We start from the raw sequence: 20,687 nt of genomic DNA, 5'->3' as shown, positions 1-20,687 counted from the left end.
ATGCGTTCTGCACTGCATCAACTCGCATCCAACAGTGGCGAGAGCGAAGAATTGACCGTCAAATGCCGAGGTTTCTACCTGTGCTGCGTTCATGCTGCTGCGCAGCGTGCGTGTCAATTTTGATAGCGCTACCATCATTTCGAGCGCGGTCCTGGATGGTCGTCCGGACGGGCAGGGGCAGCACGAACATCACGCCATGGCATGGGCGACGCAGGGCGCGCCATGTGCCGGTCACCAGAAACGGGAGGGGAGTACGGTGCAGAAGCAAGTCTCGAAGAATGCGTTGTCGCGGGCGCTGGGTCTGGCGTTGTTGGGGGCGGCGGGCGCCCAGGCGCTCGCGCAGGACGTGCCGCCGGCGTCGCCTTCGGCCACCGATCTCGATGCGGTCGTCGTGCGTGGCTATCGCCAGAGTCTGCAGTTCGCGACCGAGGCCAAGCGCGATTCGACCGGGTTCACCGATTCGATCTTCGCCGAGGACATCGGCAAGTTTCCCGATACCAACATCGCCGAATCGCTCAGTCGCATTCCGGGCATCCAGCTCAATCGCGACGTCAACGGCGAAGGGCTGAACATCGCGATCCGCGGCCTGCCCAGCAGCTTCACCAAGACCACGATCAACGGCGCATCGGTGGCGACCGCGTCGATCGGCCTGGATGCGACCAACCAGAACCGCGAGGTCGATCTGAACATCTTCCCGACCGAGTTCTTCAACCAGCTCACGGTCTACAAGTCGCCCACCGCGCGCCTGTCCGAAGGCGGCGCGTCGGGCGTGGTCGACATGCGCAACATGCGGCCGTTCGACGTCAACGGCAGCCAGCTGACGTACTCGCTGCAGGCCGACTACAACGACATCAGCGAGAAGACCAGTCCGCGCGGCACGGTGATCGGCAGCTGGACCAACGATGCCGGCACGTTCGGCGTGCTCGCCGGCGTGACCTCGCAGCGCGGCAAAATGGGCGTGGAAGGGTACGAGACCATCGGCTGGACCAATCCCAACCTCACCAACGCGCAGTGCGGCAACGGCGGCGCCCCCGGCGGCTTCCCGTCGCTGGGCAGTCCCTGCAACGTGACCGGCGGCAACGGCTGGCGGATTCCCGACGTGGTGCCCGGCAACGCATCCACCATTGCGGCCGGCCTGGTGCCCGGTCAGGTCATCGATGCCGACTGGCTGCGGGCGCACAATCCCGGCCTGACGCCCGAGCAGATCGGCGAGGCATTGATCCCGCGCCTGGGCCGACCGGTGCACATGAGCGGCGATCGCGACCGCGATGCATTCCTGGGCTCGGTGCAGTTGCGGCCCAGCGACAATGTCGAGCTCTACCTCGATGTGCTCTATACCAAGGCCAAGCGCACCAACGACCGCATCGACATCAATCTGATCGGTCGCAACGGCAACATCATCCCGCTGGACATGCAGCTCGACGCGAACAACGTCGTCACCAGCGCCACGTTTGCCAATGCACAGTTCTTCATGGAAGCACGCCCGTACACCGAGGATGTGCAGTACTGGCACGTGACGCCGGGCGGGACCTTCTGGTTCGGCGACACCCAGTCGGTCAAGCTGGACGTGCAAGGCAACCTGAGCCGCAGTTGGATGTTTCGCGACTCGCCGACGATCGGCTTCAACTCGCCATTGACGACGTTGCAGTATGCCAACGGCGGCGGCCTGCCGACCTGGGACAGCGCGCTCGATCTCAACGATCCGGCCCTGGGCTGGACGTGGGAGGGCGGGCGCGTGTGGGCGCAGAACGAGAAGCGCGTGACCGAGACGCGCGGACTGCGTGCGGACCTGCAACTGGGCGACGACCGCAACAATGTGACAGTCGGGCTGTCCTGGGACAACAACCAGCGCCGCATCCAGGGCTTCGGCGACACGGGGGCCGACTGGCAGCCCTATGCGTTGTCGCAGATCAGCGACGCCCAACTGGCGAACTACATCCTGCCCGGGCCGAGCGGCTTTGTGACGGTGGACTTCGACCGCTTCATGCGCGACACCCACTACGCGCAGTATCGCGACCGCGCGCCCGAAACCGCCGGTCCCAATACCGGTGGTGCCACCGGCGGCTTCGACGAGACCACGAAGGCCGCCTACGTGATGGTCAACGGCGAGTCGGAGATCTGGAACCGCAACCTGCGCTTCAACATGGGCGTGCGCTACGCGACCACCGACCAGGAGATCAGTGGGCCGGTGACGCTGGGCGAAGTGCGGCAATGGCAGACGCTGACCGGCGACTACGCCGAGTGGCTGCCGTCGTTGAGCGCGGCCTGGGACGTCGCGCCGAACGTGGTGCTGCGCACGTCCGCATCGCGCACCATGACCCGGCCCAACCCCAGCTCGATGCTGCCGGCCACGACGCTGACCGACATTTCGGCGCAGGTCGCCAACCAGGGCAACCCCAACCTCACGCCCTACACCTCGACCAACTTCGACATCGGTGGCGAGTGGTACACAGGCGGTGAGGGCTTTGTGGGCCTGACGCTGTTCAACAAGCGGATCGAGGGCTACACCTACCAGGGCGTGACCACGATGCCGTTCCGCCAGCTCGGCATTCCGTTCGAGACGTTGGTCGATGCCCAGCAGCAGGCGATCAACTCGCGCGGCGGTCCCGACGTGGCCACGGTCAACGTCAACCAGCAGGTCAATGCCGACGCCGAGCTCGAGGTGCGCGGCTGGGAGGCGATCTGGGTCCAGCCGCTGAGCGTGGTGCTCGAAGGGCTCGGCTTCATGGCCAACTACACCAAGCTCGACATCAAGGCGCTGGGCAATGATGCCCGCGCGCTGTCGGGCAATGTCTATGGCGTGGCGCCGTCGATGTGGAATGCGACCACCTACTGGGAGAACGAGGTCGCCTCGGTGCGCCTGTCGTATACCTGGTCGGAAGCCGCGGTGGGGTCGGGGCCGAACCAGCAGGGCATCCCGTTCGCGCAGATCCACGGTGAGGACCGCGGCCAGCTCGATCTGTCGGCCAGCTACACGCTCAAGGGCGTGCGCTCGGAGCCGCAGTTGACCTTCAACGTGCTCAATATCACCGGTGAGGAGCGGCGTTCGTACTTCGCCTATCCGAATGCGGTCAACGATTTCTACGATCCGGGCACCACCTTCACCGTCGGTATCCGCGGTACGTTCTGACGCAGGGCGGGCCCTGCGCGCCGGCGTCGTCCTCCCCGACGCCGGTGCGCAGGCAACCCGATGTCGCGATGCGGGCACCGCGCCGGTGCCGTCGGGGGGGGGCAGTGGGGAAGACCGAACCAATGAGCGACACATCGCAGATCCTCTCGGTCAGGGAGAAGATCGGCTACAGCCTCGGCGACCTCGCCGCGAACCTGATCTTCCAGACGCTGATCACCTATCTGGCGTTCTTCTACACCGATGTCTATGCGTTGCCGGCGGCGACCGCGGCGACGATCATCTTCGTCGTCGGGTTGCTGGGCGCGTTCGTGTTCACGCCGATGATCGGCCTGCTGGCCGACCGGACACGCACGCGCTGGGGCAAGTTCCGGCCGTGGATCCTGTGGACGGCGGTGCCATTCGGCGCGCTGTCGCTGCTGGCCTTCAGTACGCCCGACCTGGGTGAGGGCGGCAAGGTGGCCTATGCGCTGGTGACCTATACGCTGCTGGTGCTGGTCTACGGTGCCAACAATCTGCCTTACGCCGCGCTCAGCGGCGTGCTGACCGGCAACATGGCCCAGCGCAACAGCCTGTCGGCGTACCGCTTCGTGGCGGTGATGATCGCCCAGTTCGTGATCCAGGTGCTGTTGCTGCCGCTGGTGCTGATCCTGGGCGATGGCGACCGGGTGCGCGGCTTCGAGAGCGTGATGACGCTGTTTGCGGTCGTGGGCACGGTGTTCTTTCTGATCACCTTCGCGACCACCCGCGAGCGCATCGTGCCGACGCCCGCGCAGTCGTCGGGCGTGCGCCAGGACCTGGTCGACCTGGCCCGCAACCGGCCGTGGCAGGTGATGCTGCTGTTGACGATCCTGGTGTTCGTCGCGCTCGCCCTCAAGGGCGGCATGACCATCTACTACTTCCAGTATTACCTCGAACCCACGGCGTTGGCGGGCTTCCTGGAGCGCACCGGCTTCGAACGCGCGATCGGCGGTCTCAACGGCTTGCTGACCGGTGCGGGCATGGCCGGCTTCCTGTGGCCGGAGGACGCGCCGACCTCGGCCTTCAGCCTGTTCAATGCCGGCGGCATCCTCTGCATGATCCTCGGGATCGGGCTGTCGCGTCCGCTGGCCAACCGCTTCGGCAAGCGCAATGTGTTCGGCGGCGCGCTGACGGTCTCCACCGTGTTCCTGCTGGCGTTCTATCTCTACCCACCCGATGCGATCGGTCTGGTGTTCGGCTCGCAGATCCTGCACGGCTTCTTCTACGGCATCACCATCCCGCTGTTGTGGGCGATGATCGCCGACGTCGCCGACTGGTCGGAATGGAAGAACGATCGCCGCGCGACCGCGATCATCTTCTCGGCGATGCTGTGCGGCCTGAAGGTCGGCCTGAGTATCGGCGGCGCGTTGGTGGCCGCGGTGCTGGCGCGCTATGGCTACGAGGCCGGCGCAAGTGCGCAACCGATGGCCGCGATCGACGGCATCCGGCTGGCGGTGAGCGTGTACTGCTCGTTGCCGTTCCTGGCAGGCGTGGCCCTGCTGTTCCTCTACGAGATCGACAAACCGATGGAAACCCGGATCGAACACGAGCTCGGTGCGCGTCGTGCGCGCGCTGCCGGAGCGGCGGCATGACCGCGCCCGCCCAGGGCGCATCCCAGTCCGGCGCGCCGAACGCCGATGCGGCGCCCGCGCCGGACCTGCAGGCGCTGGCCGACCGGGCGATTTCGTCGCCGCTGGTGACCCATATCCATACCGCCGATCCATCGGCGCACGTGTTCGAGGGCAAGCTCTACATCTATCCCTCGCACGACATCGATGCCGGCGCGCCCTTCGACGACGAGGGCGGGCATTTCGGCATGGAGGATTACCACGTGCTGCGCCAGGACCATCCCGGCGGCGAGGCCGTGGACTGCGGTCGCGCACTGCATGTGCGCGACGTGCCGTGGGCGGCGCGGCAGATGTGGGCACCCGATGCCGCTTGTCGCGATGGCCGCTACTACTTCTACTTCCCGGCCAAGCGCGCCGACGGCCTGTTCCGCATCGGCGTGGCGGTCGGCGACCGGCCGGAAGGCCCGTTCGTGCCCGATCCCGAACCGATCGCCGGCACGTACTCGATCGATCCGGCGGTGTTCGCCGACGACGATGGCGAGCAGTATCTGTACTTCGGCGGGATCTGGGGTGGGCAGTTGCAGAAGTATCGCGACGACGTCTTCGATGCGGCCCATGAGGAACCGACCGGTGCGGCGCCTGCTTTGGGGCCGCGCGTGGCGCGGCTGCGCGCCGACATGCGCGTGCTCGCCGAGCCCACGCGCGAGGTGGCGATCCTCGACGCGGACGGCCGGCCGCTGCGCGCCGACGACCACGCGCGTCGCTTCTTCGAAGGCCCCTGGCTGCATCGCCACGGCGGTCGCTACTACCTGTCGTACTCGACCGGCAACACGCACCTGCTGTGCTACGCGGTCGGCGACAGCCCCTATGGGCCGTTCGTCCATCAGGGCGTGCTGCTCGAGCCGGTCGTGGGCTGGACGACGCAGCACTCGATCGTCGAGTTCGAGGGGCGCTGGTGGCTGTACTACCACGATGCGTTGCGTTCGGGCGGCGTGACCCACCTGCGCGACGTCAAGGTCACCGAACTGCAACACGACGCACAGGGCCGCATCCGCACGATCGCGCCCTATGGCGGCTGAGAGCGAGCGTCCGCGCGCCCGGGACGATGCGACCGCGCCGCTGCCGCCGGGGTCGGTGCTGCGCATCGGCAGCGGTGCGACCCAGATCGTCGTCGCGCCGGACGCGGGCGGGCGCATCGCGCAGATCGTGCACGACGGCGTCGCGCAACTGGTCGGCCCCGAAGACGTCTTGCCGGCGACGATCGCCTGGGGCTGCTATCCGATGCTGCCGTGGGTCGGCCGGATTCGCCGCGGCAGGTTCCGGTTCGATGGCCGGCAGTACGTGCTGCCGGCGAACTTCGGTGCGCATGCGATCCACGGCTTTGGCTTCGCGCTGCCGTGGCAGGTCGAGGCACAGACGTGTGATGCGGTCGCGCTGTCGCTGGCGCTGCCGCTCGACGCGGATTGGCCATTCGGCGGTACCGCGGCGCAGCGGATCGAGGTCGCACCGGGGCGGATCATGCTGACACTGTCGCTCGCCGCTGGCGAGCACGCGATGCCAGCCGAGATCGGCTGGCATCCCTGGTTCCGCAAACCCGAACGCGTGGCCTTCGCGCCGGCGCAGGTCTATCCGCGCGACGACGACGGCATCGCGACGCTGCCGCTCGCGCCTGTAGCGCCCAGCCCCTGGGATGATTGCTTTCCCGGAGGCGATGACATCGTGTTGCATCGCGGCGATCAACGGCTACGGCTGCGTTCGGACTGCGACCACCGGGTCGTGTACGACGCCGCCCCGCATGCCACCTGCGTCGAGCCGCAAAGCGGTCCGCCCGATGCCTTCAACCTCGCACCGCGCCGACTGGCGCCCGGCGAACGGCTGACGCGGTGGTTCGAGCTGGCATGGGAATGATCGTCGGTGGCAGGGCTGTCGGTACGTCCTGCCACGCGTGACTGGACGTGGCGACCGCGCAGACGCGAGGTCGCGGTAACGACAGGCCGTCGCATCGCAATGCCGGTGGAGGCAATGCGACGAGATGGCCGATCCGACTCAATCTTCTTCGCCGAAGCTCCGGCTCGAATGCGCAGGGCGCGTGGACGGCGCATCCGGCACTTCGCGATCGGGCCCGCCGACCGTGATCGCATCGCCATGCGGCGGTGTGATCCTGCCATCGTCGAGCGCCCCCGACGCCGACGTGCCGGCGGCGGCCTGGCGTTTCTGCCAGGCGTTGTAGGCGACCGCCCCTGCGGCGCCGAGCGCCAGCCATCTGAATATACCCATCGTCGATCTCCGTGGTTGATTACGACCGCGCAAGCGTCGCGGCTGTGCCGTGAGCCGGCCGTGACCTGCAAGCGCGCGATCGGCTGTCGCGTCGCAATGGCTGCGCTACGGCCTGGGGGCATGCGCCACAGGTCCCGGCGAGATGTCCGCAAGACATTGATTCGATTGATTGTCTCCCGGTGGTCATTTCGCGCTCTGGTGTGCATACTTCAGGTCCCCCCGTCGGCATCCGGTTTCGTGGATCGAATTCCGGGGCTTGCCCCCTTTCGCAGGAGGTGACGGAGATGCGCGCGACAAGGCAGTGGCTGTTGGCGGTGGCGCTGGGCATGTGCGCCGTGGGCGGCGTCCAGGGCCAGGTAGGACCCAATCTGAGCCTGGGCGCGAGCGCCGACGGCTCGCGCAAGGGCGGCGGAACGAGCTACGGCAACGCCATCGATGGCGATCCTGGCACGTGGTGGTCGCCGAGCGGGGCCACCGGCCGGATCTCGGTCAAGTGGAATGAGCCGCGAACCGTGGACGCGGCGGTGATCCGGGAGGCGGTCGGTCAGCAGGGACGCATCAGTGCCTGGCGCTTGGTCGACAACGGCACTGGGCAGGTGCTGGCGACCGGCAATGGGGCGGGCACGATCGCATTCGCACCGGTTTCGCTGCGCAAGCTCAACTTCGAAATCCTCAGCGCCAACGGCACACCGACGGTGGCCGAGTTCGAGACCTATGCCAATGGCGGGCCCGCCAACCCGCCGGGCACACCGTGGACGGTGAGCCTGTCGGCGACCGCGTCGGGCACGACCGCGCAGCTGGCCTGGTCGGTCGGCAGCGGCACGCCGACACGGCAGCAGGTGTACCGCGACGCTGACGCGAATCCAGCCGGACGCACGCTCGTGGCCGACCATGTGGTCGGCGGCAGCTATGCGGATGCGGGCCTGGCTCCGGGCACTTATCACTATTGGGTCCGCGTGCTCGACGGCAGCGGCACCGCTTACGAGTCAGCGCCGGTCGCGGTGACGGTCGCGCCGGGCAGCGGCGGCGGTGGCGGACCGGGAAGCGGGATTGCGGCGGCCTGCCGGCAACTGCTGGAGACCCCATCGATGAACTGGCGGCAGTCGCCGGTGCTGACCAGCGATCAGGCGATCGTCCAGTGCCTGGCCGATTCGCTGGGCAGCCCGGTCGGCTTCGGGTATCGCACCACCGGCGGCTACGCGCCGACCGGCGGCAGCACCCTGGTCGTGATCAGCAACAGCGGCGCGGTATCGCCCGAACAGCAGATCCTCGAGGCGATCGGGACCGACACGCCGACCTGGATCGTCTTCGACAAAGTCGATTTCGCTGCGCCCACGGAGATCGGCATGTACCGCAACGGCTGCGAAGACCCGAAGGTGCGCACGGCGCTGGGCAATGCCAGCGCCGCCGAGTGCCGCGATCACCGGCTGTGGTGCAGCAACCGCGGCGTGCAGGCCGCCGCGTGCGAGGACACGTTCTTCAGCGCGCGGCTCAACGATTCGAGCCTCGATGCGCTCAAGCTGCCGATGGTGCGCTCCAACACCACGATCGACGGCCGCGGCGCAAACGCGCGCTTCATCTTCAGCGGCTTCAAGATCGGCGCCGACAGCAGGGGCAGTCCCACGCACAGCACGCGCAACGTGATCGTCACCAACAACCGCTTCGTCGGTGTCGGCCATACCGAGGACCACAACCTCGACCCGGACATGGTGCGCTCGACCGGCGCCTCGCACGACATCTGGATCCACCAGAACACGTTCGAGAACACCGGCGATTCGGCCTACGACGTCAAGGTCGGTGCGTACGACATCACCGTGTCGTTCAACCGGCTGCACAACGTCAAGCGGGCCGCGCTGCACGGTGCGAGCGACAGCCATACGATCGACGCGCAGATCACCAGCACCGTGCACAACAACCTGTACGTGACCACCGACGACGTGTTCGGGGCCAGCGCCTACAACGGACTGCGCCGGGTGCCGCTGCTGCGACGCGGGCGCTCGCACCTGTTCAATAACGTGTTCTACGGCTATCGCAAGGACGTGCTGAGCGTGCGCGTGGGCGGGCGCCTGGCGTTCGAGGACAACCTGCTGCTCAACAACAGTGTCAACAGCAAGGGCGACGACCTCGACGACTGGATCGCCGCGCTGCTGCGCGACGTGCGCGACACCTCGGGGCTGCGGGTGGAAGGCAGCGTGGTCCGGTACGCGGACGCCCACTGCCAGGCGCACGGCGTGCCGGGCGACCTGACCCGCTCGGTCGGCGCGGTCCCGGACATGCTGGCGCTCTACGATGCGCGCTCGCTGGCCCTGTTGGAAGACAACTGGTTGCCAGCCGACATGGACCTGGCGCGCTACGTGTTCGCGACCGCCGGCAAGGGTGGGCTGACGCCGTACGTGTCGCCGGCGACACCGGGGTTCGCCGCGATCGTCGCTGCGGCGCCCGCGGGCTGTCAGTAGGCGCACGTTCGCGCGACGGGGTGAGCCGGGGGCAAGCCGATCGAGGGCAAGTGGCCGCTCGCGGGGGGCGGCGGGTCTGTCGGGGAGGTGGTCTTCTGGGCAGGCCCGTGCCCCCACCCGGCCCGCGGGCGCGGGCCGACCTCCCCCGCGGTGCGGGGGAGGTGGTGCATCGTCCGCGGTGCGGGGGAGGTGGTGCATCGCGTGGTGGCGTCTGCCCGCGGCGCGGCGTGGATCAGCCGTCGCTGCGTTCCAGCGCCTGGCGGCCCGTGTCGGTCAGCATCGCCAGGGTCCGCGCGCCGTCATCGACGGTGCGGACCCAGCCCAGGCCCTGGGTGCCGCCGATCGTGTCCTCGCCCAGGTAGGCCAGCATGCGCAGCAGCACGCTCATGCGCAGCCCCAGGCGCTTGCACAGCCGCGGCAGCGAGACCCCGTCGGGCGCGTCGGCGAGTGCGTGCAGCAGCGCCTCGAGCAGGGCGGTGTCAGCGGACAACGGCAGCGGGGATGTCGCGCTGGCGCGGGGCCGCGGCGTCGGTGTCGGGCACGTGCGGGGTGACGATCACCGGCACCGACTTCGATGTCGGGGTGCGCGATTCGTCGGCGTAGCTCGACAGCGGCACCAGCGGATTGGTCTCGGGGTAGTAGGCGGCCAGGCAGCCACGCGGAATCGCGTACTCGACCAGCAGGAAGCGCTTGGCCTGCCGGCGCACGCCGTCCTCGCTGAGGCTTTCCAGGTCCACCCAGTCGCCGGCGCGCATGCCGAGCGCGGCGATGTCCTCGGCGGCGATGAACAGTACGCGGCGCTCGCCGAACACGCCGCGGTAGCGGTCGTCCAGCCCGTAGACGGTGGTGTTGTACTGGTCGTGCGAGCGGGTGGTCGCCAGCGTGAACACCGGCCGGTCGCCATGCATGCGGCGCGCGCGGTGGATCGGATTGTCGGTCGGCACCCGGGCCGGCACGAAGTGGGCCTTCCCGGTCTCGGTGAGCCAGCGGCGGTCGCGCGCGGTGTTCGACAGCCGGAAGCCGCCGGGCACGCGGACCCGGGCGTTGAAGTCGTGGAAATCGTCGAAGGTGCGGGCGATCAGGTCGCGGATGCGGTCGTAGTCCTCGATCAGCGCCAGCCACGGCACCCGGCTGCGTTCGCCGAGCGTGGCGTGGGCCAGGTGGGCGACGATCGCCGGCTCCGACAGCAGGGTGTCGGAGGCCGGCGGATTGATGCCCGACGACAGGTGCACCATGCTCATCGAGTCCTCGACGGTCACGCCTTGCGCGCCGCGGGCCTGGATGTCGATCTCGGTCCGGCCCAGGCACGGCAGGATCAGCGCCTCGCGGCCGTGGGTGAGGTGGGTGCGGTTGAGCTTGGTGGTGACGTTGACGGTCAGCGCGCAGTTGCGCAGTCCGCGTGCAGTGGCCTCGGTGTCGGGGGTCGCGATCGCGAAGTTGCCGCCCATGCCGAAGAACACCTTCGCGCGGCCGTCGATCATCGCCTCGATCGCGCCCACGGTGTCGTATCCATCCTCGCGCGGCGGCTCGAAGCCGAACACGTCGCGCAGCCGGTCGAGGAAGGCGGCGGGCGGCTTTTCGTAGATCATCATCGTGCGGTCGCCCTGCACGTTGCTGTGGCCGCGCACCGGGCAGGCGCCGGCACCGGGGCGCCCGAGGTTGCCGCGCAGCAGCAGCAGGTTGGTCAGCATGTTGATCGTCGCGACCGAATGCTTGTGCTGGGTGATGCCCATGCCCCAGCAGGCGATGACCCGCTCGGACTTGAGGTACAGCTCGCCGGCGCGGCGGATCTGCGCTTCGTCGAGGCCCGATTCCTCGATGATGATCTCCCAGGGTTCGGCCATCACGTCGGCGGCGAACGCGTCGAAGCCGGAGGTGTGTTCGGCGATGAAGGCCTGGTCGAGCAGCGAGTCGCCGCCCTGGCCGGTGACCTCGACGTCGCGCTCGAGCACGTGCTTGATCATGCCCTTGATCGCCGCCAGATCGCCGCCGATCTTGAGCTGGAAGTAGTCCGACGAGATCTGCGTCGAGCCGTTGGTCAGCATCGCGACCTTGTCCTGCGGATCGGCGAAGCGTTCCAGGCCGCGCTCGCGCAGCGGGTTGAACGAGGCGATCGCGCAACCGCGCCGCGCCGCCTCGCGCAGTTCGCCGAGCATGCGCGGATGGTTGGTGCCCGGGTTCTGGCCGAAGATGAAGATCGCATCGGCCAGCTCGAAGTCGTGCAGCGACACCGTGCCCTTGCCCACGCCGATCTGCTTCTTGAGCGCCGTGCCCGACGACTCGTGGCACATGTTCGAGCAGTCGGGAAAGTTGTTGGTGCCGTACTCGCGCACGAACAATTGGTAGAGGAACGCGGCCTCGTTGGAGGTGCGCCCGGAGGTGTAGAAGATCGCCTCGTCGGGTGAGGGCAGGGCATTGAGGTGGCGGGCGATCAGCGCGAAGGCCTCGTCCCAGCTCACTGGCACGTAATGGTCGGTGGCCGCGTCGTAGCGCATCGGCGTGGTCAGCCGGCCCTGACCCTCGAGCCAGTGGTCGCTGTAGCTGCGCAGTTCGGCGACGCTGTAACGCGCGAACAGGTCGGGCCCGGCGCGGAACTTGGTGGCTTCGGCCGCGACGGCCTTGGCGCCGTTCTCGCAGAACTCGAACGTCGAGGTGTGGTCGCGATCGGGCCAGGCGCAGCCGGGACAGTCGAAGCCATCGGGCTGGTTGGCGCGCAGCAGCGTCTTGGCGCCGTCGACCGCGATGTTCTGGTCCATCAGCGCCTTGGCGACGCTCTTCAGGGCGCCCCAGCCACCGGCGGGGGCGTCGTACTTGCGGATCGGATGCTTGCTCATGGCGTGGAACTCCTGCCGGGGCGCGGGGCTGCGGGCGGCGACGGGGCCGACTCGGGCAGCAGCCGTTGCGCGTGGGTGTAGACGGCGTGCCCGTCGTCGCGGGCGAAGCCGATCAGGGTGAGGTCGGCGTGCTGGGCGAGTGAGATCGCCAGCGCAGTGGGAGCGGAAATCGCGGCCATCAGCGCGATGCCCGCGCTGGCGGCCTTCATCGCCATTTCGTAACTGGCGCGGCTGGTGACCACCAGAAAGCCCGCGTCCAGCGCAAGACCGGCGCCATGCAGTGCGCCGATCAACTTGTCGAGCGCGTTGTGCCGGCCGATGTCCTCGCGCACCAGCAGCAGGGTGCCGTCGGTCGCGGCCCATCCGGCGGCATGGGTGGCGCCGGTCAGTGCATTGATCGACTGGCTGTCGCGCAACTGCTGCAGTGCGCGTTGCAGCGCATGGACCTCGATGCGGACATCGGCCGCGACCGGTGGCGGCACGCGCAGCGCGGCTTCCAGCAGTTCGCTGCCGCAGACGCCGCAGCCACTGCGGCCGCTCATGCTGCGCCGGCGCGCGGCCAGCGCCTCGGCGCGCGCGTCTGGAATGCGCAGGCGGATCTCGATGCCCTCGAGCAGGTGCTCGATACGCTCGATCGCGACATCGTCGGGATGTTCGACGATGCCTTCGCTCAAGGCGAAGCCGCGCGCGAAATCCTCCAGATCGGCTGGCGTGGCCATCATCACCGCGAACGGCGCATCGTTGTAGACGAACGCCACCGGGACTTCCTCGGCGATGGCGTCGTCGAGCTGGCGCCCCGCGCCGCCACGCCAGCGTTCGACCGGACGCAGCACGGCGCCTTGAGGCAGATCGGGATCGGAGGGCTGGGTCATGGCGCTCGAGGTGAGGGCGGGCGCATGCGCGCCCGCCGGCGAGGGATCAGGAGAACAGCACCAGTGCCTTCTCCAGCGTCTTCCAGATGCCGAAGGCGAGCGGAATACCGACCGCGGCCCAGCAGAACGCGACCAGCAGCGGGTTGCCGCCCGCACCGATACGGTCCATGTCCTCCTGGGAGATCAGCGACTTGCCGCTGGCGTCGACCTTCTCGTGCGCCAGCTGCTTCTCGTGCGCCAGTTCCTCGGGCGTCATGAAGTGCTTCGCGTTCACCGGGCGCACCAGCAGGTTGCACACCAGGCCCAGCGCCAGCATGCCGGCCAGGATGTACATCGTGGTGTTGTAGACCTGCGAGGGCGGCATGCCCAGGCCGAGCTGGTACTCGCGCATGTAGCCGATCACCAGCGGGCCGAGGATGCCGGCCGCCGCCCATGCGGTGAGCAGACGGCCGTGGATCGCGCCGACGTGCTGGGTGCCGAACAGATCGGCCAGGTACGCCGGCACGGTGGCGAAACCGCCGCCGTACATCGACAGGATCACGCAGAACGCGATGACGAACAGTGCGATCGAGCCGGCGTTGCCGAGGGTGGGTGCGGCGGCGTACAGCGCGATGCCGAGCACGAAGAAGATCGAGTAGGTGAGCTTGCGGCCGAACTTGTCGGACATCGACGCCCAGAAGAACCGGCCGACGATATTGGCCAGGCTCAGCATGCCGACGAAGCCGGCCGCGATCGCGGCGATCGCCGACAGTTGCTCGGCGGTGAGGTCGCCGAAGCCGGCGTCGACGCCGATCAGCCGGCCGCCGAACATCTCCTGCAGCATCGGCGAGGCCAGTCCCAGCACGCCGATGCCCGCCGAGACGTTCAGGCACAGCACCGCCCACACCAGCCAGAACTGCGGAATGCCCCAGACCTTTTTCACGTGCACGTGGCCCTGGGTGATCATCGCGTTGTTCGACGCCGGCGGTGGCGTCCAGCCCTTGGGTTTCCAGCCGGTCGGCGGCACGCGGTAGCCGAAGGCGCCGGCCATCATGAAGACGAAATAGACCACCGCCATCACCAGGAAGGTCTCCTTGACGCCGACCGAGGTCGGGGTCGCGAAGTGGCGCATCAGCATGTCGGCCAGCGGACTGCCGATCAGCGCGCCGCCGCCGAAGCCCATGATCGCCATGCCGGTCGCCATGCCGCGGCGGTCGGGGAACCACTTGATCAGCGTCGACACCGGGGAGATATAGCCCAGGCCCAGCCCGACGCCGCCGATCACGCCCGAGCCCAGCCACAGCATCCAGATCTGATGCAGGTGGACGCCCAGCGCGGAGATCAGCAAGCCACCGCACCAGCACAGCGCGGCCACGAAACCGGCCTTGCGCGGGCCGACGCGTTCGAGCCAGCCGCCCCAGATCGCGGCCGAGCAGCCCAGCAGCACGAAGAACAGCGTGTACATCCACTGCAGTTCGCTGATCTGCCAGTCGCAGCTGGCCGAGGTGATGCGTGCGAAGAAGCCCATCTCCGGCCCGCAGGCGACCGGCGCATGGATGCCCACGGCCATCGACAGCGGCAGCCAGAACACGCTGAAGCCGTAGGCCATGCCGATGCACAGGTGGATCGCCAGCGCGGCCGGCGGGACCAGCCAGCGGTTGAAGCCGGGTCTGGCAATGATGCGTTCCTTCGACAGCAGGCCGCCCGATGGCGCCGCGGCGGCAGGAAGCGGAACTGAGGTGCTGTTGGCCATGGATCCTCCCGAATCGGTCAGCCGGATGCGGCGCCGCCGGCAAATATGCTGTGAAATGCATATTGGCTGCGACAAAGTGTCGCAACGGTAGCCGCATCGGGGCTGTCAGTGAAGCGCCATTGGTCTAATAATCGGCTTCCAAGAGCCTATATGGCCCGCCTGCGCGGGCGGGAGTCGCGATGTACAAGGTCCGGATCCGACCGCAGTGGACACTCGAGAACACCGACGGTGTCGCGCTATCGTCGCAGTTGGTCGAGCTGCTGCTGGCCGTCCGGGCGACCGGCTCGCTCGCGGCGGCGGCCCGCCAGGCCGGCGTCTCCTATCGCTACGCCTGGGGACGGTTGCAGGACGCCCAAGCGGTATTCGGGCAACCGCTGCTGCGGATGAGCCGGGGGCGAGGGGCGTCGCTGACGGCGATCGGCGAGCGCCTGGTCTGGGCCGACAGCCGCATCGCCGCGCGCCTGTCGCCGCTGCTCGACAGCCTGGCGACCGAACTGGAGGCCGAACTGGAGCGCACCGTGGGCGCACATGCGCGGCCGCTGCGCGTGCACGCCTCGCACGGCTTCGGCGTGGAGACGCTGCGCCGTGAAATGGCGGCAGCGGACGTGGCGCTGGACCTCAAATACCGCAGCCCGGACGACGCGCTGACCGCGCTACGGACCGGCGCCTGCGACATCGCCGGCCTGCACCTGCCGATCGGCATGCTCGAGGCGCCGTTGTTCGCGCACTACCGTCCGCGCCTCGACCTCGACGCCGATCGGGTGATCCACCTGGCGATGCGGCGCCAGGGCTTGGTGCTGGCGGCCGGCAACCCGCTGGGCATCGGCACGCTGCAGGACCTGGAGCGTCCCGACATCCGTGTGATCCACCGCCAGCCCGGCTCGGGTACGCGGCTGCTGTTCGAGACGATGCTGGCCAATCACGGCATCGCCTTCGACCGCATCCGCGCCTGCGACGTCGAGGAACTGACCCATGCCGCGGTCGCTGCGTACGTCGCCAGCGGCCTGGCCGATGTCGGCTTCGCGCTCGAGCCCCCGGCGCGGCGCTACGGGCTGGACTTCCACCCGTTGGTCACCGAGCACTACTTCTTCCTGTGCCACAACGACGTACTCGAGTCCGGCCGCCTGCGCGGGCTGCTCGCCCTGCTGCGCAGCGACGGCTTCGGCCGCGAACTCGGCCTGTTGCCCGGCTACGACCCGAGCCGCTGCGGCCAGGTGCAGACCCTGCCCGAGGCCTTCGCCGCCGCCCGCCCCTGAACATCGGGGTCTGAAAACAGGGGTCAGAGTGCAATAAAAAAATGGGGTCAATAGAAATGGGGTCTAGAAAATGGGGTCAGAGTGCAATTTCGAGGGATCGCGCTGCATGTCGATCCTGCATTCGAAATTGCACTCTGACCCCGGTTTTGCGGGTTACTGGATGTCTTCGTTGAGCATCAGCTGGCGCGCGAAGCGGACCGGCGGTGCGCCCTGGGCGAGCATGTCGTCGTGGTACTGCTTGAGGTTGAACGCCTCGCCGCGTGCGGCCTCGGCCGCCTTGCGGGCGTCGAAGTGCTCCTGCGCGCCGACGAAGTAGGTCGCCAACTGGGTCGACGACAGCTGCGCGCGCGTCCACTTGCCCTCGGCCTCGCTCTGCTGCTGGAACGTCTGGCGCACCATCAGGTCCAGCGCCTGCTCCTTGGTCCAGTTGTCGACGTGGATGCCTTGGTCGAGGATCGCGTTGGCGACCGCGCGCGCATAGAACTTGAGTTGCATCAGTCGAAACAGCGGGTCGCTGTCGGCGTAGCCGGCGTCGGCCATCATCCGCTCGGTGTACACCGCCCAGCCTTCGGCGAACGGCCCGGAGCGGAACACAGCGCGCAGCGTCGAGGGGTGATTCACCGAATGCGCGCCTTCCAGGTAGTGGCCGGGCATCGCTTCGTGGATCGTCAGCACATGCAGCATGTGCTTGTTGTACTCGCGCAGGAACGAATCGACTTGGGCGTCGTTCCAGTCTTCGGGAATCGGCGAGATCGCGTAGTAGGTGTCCAGGCCCTTGTCGAGCGGACCGGGCGAATCGCAATACGCCGCCGCGACGCCGCGCTGGAACTCCGGCATCAGGATGATCTTGACCGGGTCGTTGGGCACCGTCACCAGGTCGTGCTTGCGGACGAACTCGGTGGCCACGTCCAGCGTGTGGCGGGCGTACTCGACCACCTCGTCGCGGCCGGGGCGATCGGCATAGGCGACTTCCATCGCCGCCTCGATCGCCGCCTGGCGCTGGTCTTCGGTCGGCTGCGCGGGCGTCTCGGGCGCGCCGTCGCGGCCTTCGAGCACCGTCTGCGCGACGGCATACATCTCGTCGCGGATGCGGGCCAGCTCGGCTTCGGCACGCTGGCGGATGTCCTGGCGCGAGAGCGAAGAGTTGAGCGCGAACTTGAGCTTCTGGTCGTACTTCTCCGCGCCAATGCGGAACTCGCCCTTGGCATTGGGCACCAGCGTGCCATCGAGCCAGGTCTGGTGTTCCTCGACCGCGGCGCGCAGCGTCTCGACCGCCGCATCCAGACGCGCGCGATCCTGTCCCTGCAACTGGTCGGCATTGGGCGTAATGAACGTCTCGATCAGCGCCAGGACGCCTTTGTTCTGCGCCGCGACCGTGCGCGCGTGGGTCGGCGGCACCCGCGCCGGATCCAGGTTCTCGCGCGCCTGGGCGAGGATCGCCGGGATCTTCTCCATGCGCTGCGTCGCCGACTTCAGGCGCTCGGGCATCGGCGCGAACTCGCGTGCCATCAATCCGTAGATCGCGCCACCGGCCAGTCCGCTGTAGGTCTGCGGATCCCAGGCCCAGCTCTGCATGACCTCGGTGTCCCAGATGCCGTATTCGAGCTGGTTGCGCAGGATCAGCGCGTCCACGTGGTTCTCGCGCGAGAGCTTGTCGACGTCGATCGCGCCGAGCTCGGCCAGGTAGCGGCGATTGAAGTCCAGGGCCGCTTGCCGACCCGCCGCCGACAGATCGTCGACCTCGGCATCGAAACGGTGGTCGCCGATCTGCGTGGCCGACACCGGCGACAGCGCCATCACCTCGTCGAGGTAGCGCTTCGACAGTTCGGCGAACGCCGCGTCGGCGGGCGAGGGCGCCGTGGCAACTGCGCCGTCCTGCGCGTTGGCGGGGGCACTCGGCGCCTCCCGGTTGCAGCCGGCAAGGGCGGCGGTGAGCACGGCAACGGCGAGCAGGGAACGACGCATGCGGCAACTTCCAGGCATGGAGACAGCGCGCAAGCATAGAGGCGCCGCCACCGCGCCGCATGTGCCGATCGTGTCGGCTCGGCGCACTGCCCCAAAACCGGGGGCAGAGTGCATTTTTCGCAAGTCGCGCGGCCTTGTGTGAGTCACGTGGCAAGAAATGCACTCTGACCCCGGTTTTGGGGTTGATTTGACGCGTCAGCGCTGCGCGCAGAAGAATCAGGCGCTGTGCGGCCATCGCCGCGGGGGAGAGTGCAATGCGGCGTCGTGACTTCATGGCCCTGGGCGGGATCGGGCTGGGCGGCCTGCTGTTGCCCGGCGGCATCGGCCGGGCGATCGCGGCCGAGGAACTGACGCACGCGCTCGATCCGGCCTTCAAGAAGCGGCTTGCCGATGTCGCCTTGCAGGCCGCGCGCGATGGCGGCGCCGGCTACTGCGACGTGCGCATCGGTCGCTACCTGCGCCAGTACGTGATGACCCGCGAGGCGCGGGTGGAAAACGTGGTCAACGAGGAGTCGATCGGCGCGGGCATCCGCGTGCTTGCCGACGGCGCCTGGGGGTTCGCGGCGACCAATGCCCTTGACCCCGACAGTATTTCCGCGGCCGCGCGCCAGGCGGTGGCGATCGCCAAGGCCAATGCCCGCATCCAGACGACGCCGGTGCAGCTGGCACCGGTTGCGGGCGTAGGCGAGGTCGCCTGGCGCACGCCGATCGCGCGCAACGGCATGGCCGTGCCGGTCGAGGACAAGGTCGCGCTGCTGCTCGACGTCAATGCCGCCGCGATCGCCGCCGGTGCCGACTTCGTCGGCTCGCGGCTGTTCCTGGTCAACGAGCAGAAGTACTTCGCCAGCACCGATGGGTCCTACATCGACCAGGACGTGCACCGGATCTGGGCGCCGTTCACGGTGACCGCGATCGACAAGGCCAGCGGCAAGTTCCGCACCCGTGACGGCCTGTCGGCGCCGATGGGGCTGGGCTACGAATACCTCACGCCGGACCCGGCGCAGCGCTTCGACCTGCCGGGCGGCGTGGTCGCCTACGGCCGCGCCTACGACATGCGCGAAGACGCGATCGCCGCCGCTCGGCAGGCCCGCGAGAAACTGCGTGCGCCCTCGGTCCAGCCCGGCCGCTACGACCTCGTGCTCGATCCGTCGAACCTGTTTCTGACCATCCACGAGAACGTCGGCCACCCGCTGGAGCTCGACCGCGTGCTCGGCTACGAGGCCAACTACGCCGGCACCAGCTTCGCCACGCTCGACAAGCGCGATGCGGGCTACCGCTGGGGCAGCGAGATCGTGAACTTCGTCGCCGACAAGACCCAGCCCGGGAGCCTGGGCGCGGTCGGCTACGACGACGAAGGCGTGCGCTGCAAGCAATGGGACCTGGTCAAGGACGGCATCCTGGTCGACTACCAAGCCACACGCGACCAGGCGCATCTGTTGGGCAAGACCGAATCCGATGGCTGCAGCTATGCCGATGCCTGGTCGAGCGTGCAGTTCCAGCGCATGCCCAACGTCTCACTGTCGCCGGGCAGGTCGCCGCTGACAGTGCGCGAGATGATCGCCGGCGTCGAGCGTGGCCTCTACATCCACGGGCGCGGCTCATACTCGATCGACCAGCAGCGCTACAACGCCCAGTTCGGCGGCCAGCTGTATTACGAGATCCGCAATGGCGAGATCGCCGGCATGGTCGAGGACGCCGCCTACCAGATCCGCACGCCGGAGTTCTGGAACGCCTGCAGCGCGATCTGCGATGAACGCGACTATCGCCTGGGCGGGTCGTTCTTCGACGGCAAGGGCCAGCCCGGCCAGGTCTCGGCGGTGTCGCACGGCGCGGCGACGACGCGCTTCGACGGCATCAACGTGATCAACACCGCACGCTCGCTGTAGCGGCGAGCGGGGGCGTCGGGGCGATGCGGGGTCTGCATCGCCCGACGCCGGGCCGCTACAGCGACTGGCAGATCGCGAGCGCGGCCGCGCCGAACGACGGCGGCGGCTGCCCGGCCATCGCGTGCGCAAGCGTCTCGACATGACGGACGCGGTCGGCACCGGCGGGGTGGTCGCCGCTGGCGTGTTCGTCGAAGATCCCGTTCTGTTGCCAGGCCCGTGCGCTGGTCAGGACCTCGGGCCAGCCGTGTCCGATCCGCGTCAGCAGGTAGGCGGAAGCGAGATCGGCGATGACCTCGGTGGCCGGCCCGCTGATCCCGTGCAGGCCGATGTCGGCGAGGATGCGTTCGCTCATGCCGTGTCCGGCTTCGTGGGCGAGTGCGAACTTGATCGCGACGTCGTCGTCCAGGCCGAGCAGGCCCTGGCTGGCCTCGATGCCGTAGCCGCCGGGCGCCGGCGCCAGGTTGCCATTGGGCTGGGCGCCCGGCACTTCGATCACGATCGGCACCATCGCCTCGCCGAACACGGTCGGCCGGTCGCCGCCGTAGAACAGCTCGGCGCTCGCGTCGAGCAGGGCGGCGACGGCCGCGCTCGCTTGGGTCGGGGTCAGTGGCATTGCGGTGTCTCCTGATGTCGATGCACCCGGTCGCGGATGCGGGCGTGCAGGGTCGCCGTGGCTGCCCGCCGCGGGCATCG

The 20,687-nt window shown here is 68.4% G+C and carries 14 protein-coding genes; 7 read left to right on the top strand and 7 right to left on the bottom strand.

Annotation, left to right across the window (positions count from 1 at the left end; genetic code table 11):
• Positions 1–256 precede the first annotated feature (256 nt).
• The 4 genes from ABE505_RS04370 (at position 257) to ABE505_RS04355 (ending at position 6,624) form a co-directional block, all read left to right on the top strand.
• The gene (locus tag ABE505_RS04370; protein WP_346443773.1) at positions 257–3,130 is read left to right on the top strand and encodes a TonB-dependent receptor; all 2,874 of its coding nucleotides are present in this window, start codon (positions 257–259) and stop codon (positions 3,128–3,130) included.
• A 122-nt stretch (positions 3,131–3,252) separates the two neighbouring features.
• On the top strand, positions 3,253–4,740 hold the full coding sequence (locus ABE505_RS04365; protein ID WP_346443771.1) for an MFS transporter: 1,488 nt from the start codon (positions 3,253–3,255) through the stop codon (positions 4,738–4,740).
• The gene (locus ABE505_RS04360) at positions 4,737–5,795 is read left to right on the top strand and encodes a glycoside hydrolase family 43 protein (RefSeq protein ID WP_346443769.1); all 1,059 of its coding nucleotides are present in this window, start codon (positions 4,737–4,739) and stop codon (positions 5,793–5,795) included. Before ABE505_RS04365 ends, ABE505_RS04360 begins: the two co-directional genes overlap by 4 nt.
• Entirely contained in the window at positions 5,785–6,624 is an 840-nt protein-coding gene (locus tag ABE505_RS04355) for an aldose epimerase (protein ID WP_346443768.1), read from the top strand. The genes ABE505_RS04360 and ABE505_RS04355 overlap by 11 nt, the downstream gene beginning before the upstream one ends.
• A 138-nt stretch (positions 6,625–6,762) precedes the next feature.
• Here the strand turns inward: ABE505_RS04355 and ABE505_RS04350 are convergent, their stop codons facing one another.
• Positions 6,763–6,993: a hypothetical protein gene (locus ABE505_RS04350; protein WP_346443767.1), complete on the bottom strand. Its 231-nt coding sequence runs from the start codon at positions 6,991–6,993 to the stop codon at positions 6,763–6,765.
• A 284-nt stretch (positions 6,994–7,277) separates the two neighbouring features.
• Between ABE505_RS04350 and ABE505_RS04345 the strand changes: the two genes are divergently transcribed.
• Complete coding sequence (locus tag ABE505_RS04345; RefSeq protein ID WP_346443766.1) at positions 7,278–9,449, top strand: hypothetical protein; 2,172 nt, start codon at positions 7,278–7,280, stop codon at positions 9,447–9,449.
• A 232-nt stretch (positions 9,450–9,681) separates the two neighbouring features.
• Here the strand turns inward: ABE505_RS04345 and ABE505_RS04340 are convergent, their stop codons facing one another.
• The 4 genes from ABE505_RS04340 to ABE505_RS04325 are packed head-to-tail and all read right to left on the bottom strand — an operon-like array spanning position 9,682 to position 14,887.
• Positions 9,682–9,939 (bottom strand): hypothetical protein, encoded by a 258-nt coding sequence (locus ABE505_RS04340; protein ID WP_346443764.1) that lies wholly within the window; start codon positions 9,937–9,939, stop codon positions 9,682–9,684.
• The gene (locus ABE505_RS04335; protein WP_346443763.1) at positions 9,929–12,283 is read right to left on the bottom strand and encodes an FdhF/YdeP family oxidoreductase; all 2,355 of its coding nucleotides are present in this window, start codon (positions 12,281–12,283) and stop codon (positions 9,929–9,931) included. Before ABE505_RS04335 ends, ABE505_RS04340 begins: the two co-directional genes overlap by 11 nt.
• On the bottom strand, positions 12,280–13,155 hold the full coding sequence (fdhD, locus tag ABE505_RS04330; RefSeq protein WP_346443761.1) for a formate dehydrogenase accessory sulfurtransferase FdhD: 876 nt from the start codon (positions 13,153–13,155) through the stop codon (positions 12,280–12,282). The genes ABE505_RS04335 and fdhD overlap by 4 nt, the downstream gene beginning before the upstream one ends.
• Before the next feature lie 46 nt (positions 13,156–13,201).
• Positions 13,202–14,887, bottom strand: a complete 1,686-nt coding sequence (locus tag ABE505_RS04325; protein ID WP_346443760.1) for an OFA family MFS transporter — start codon at positions 14,885–14,887, stop codon at positions 13,202–13,204.
• 179 nt (positions 14,888–15,066) lie between these two features.
• Between ABE505_RS04325 and ABE505_RS04320 the strand changes: the two genes are divergently transcribed.
• Positions 15,067–16,143, top strand: coding sequence for a substrate-binding domain-containing protein (locus ABE505_RS04320; RefSeq protein ID WP_346443758.1), 1,077 nt, complete (start codon positions 15,067–15,069; stop codon positions 16,141–16,143).
• Positions 16,144–16,296: 153 nt separating this feature from the next.
• On the opposite strand, the gene ABE505_RS04315 is transcribed toward ABE505_RS04320, so the two are convergent.
• On the bottom strand, positions 16,297–18,108 hold the full coding sequence (locus ABE505_RS04315; RefSeq protein ID WP_346443757.1) for a DUF885 domain-containing protein: 1,812 nt from the start codon (positions 18,106–18,108) through the stop codon (positions 16,297–16,299).
• 254 nt (positions 18,109–18,362) lie between these two features.
• Between ABE505_RS04315 and ABE505_RS04310 the strand changes: the two genes are divergently transcribed.
• Positions 18,363–19,994 carry a TldD/PmbA family protein gene (locus ABE505_RS04310; RefSeq protein ID WP_346443756.1) on the top strand — a complete coding sequence of 544 codons (1,632 nt, stop codon included), beginning with the start codon at positions 18,363–18,365 and terminating at the stop codon, positions 19,992–19,994.
• A gap of 55 nt (positions 19,995–20,049) precedes the next feature.
• Here ABE505_RS04310 and ABE505_RS04305 read toward each other — a convergent pair whose 3' ends face one another.
• Positions 20,050–20,607, bottom strand: coding sequence for a hypothetical protein (locus ABE505_RS04305; protein ID WP_346443755.1), 558 nt, complete (start codon positions 20,605–20,607; stop codon positions 20,050–20,052).
• Between the last annotated feature and the right edge of the window lie 80 nt (positions 20,608–20,687).

This window comes from Luteimonas sp. TWI382, from assembly GCF_039674545.1.
Classification (GTDB): domain Bacteria; phylum Pseudomonadota; class Gammaproteobacteria; order Xanthomonadales; family Xanthomonadaceae; genus Luteimonas.
This window is presented reverse-complemented; position numbering and strand designations above follow the sequence as displayed.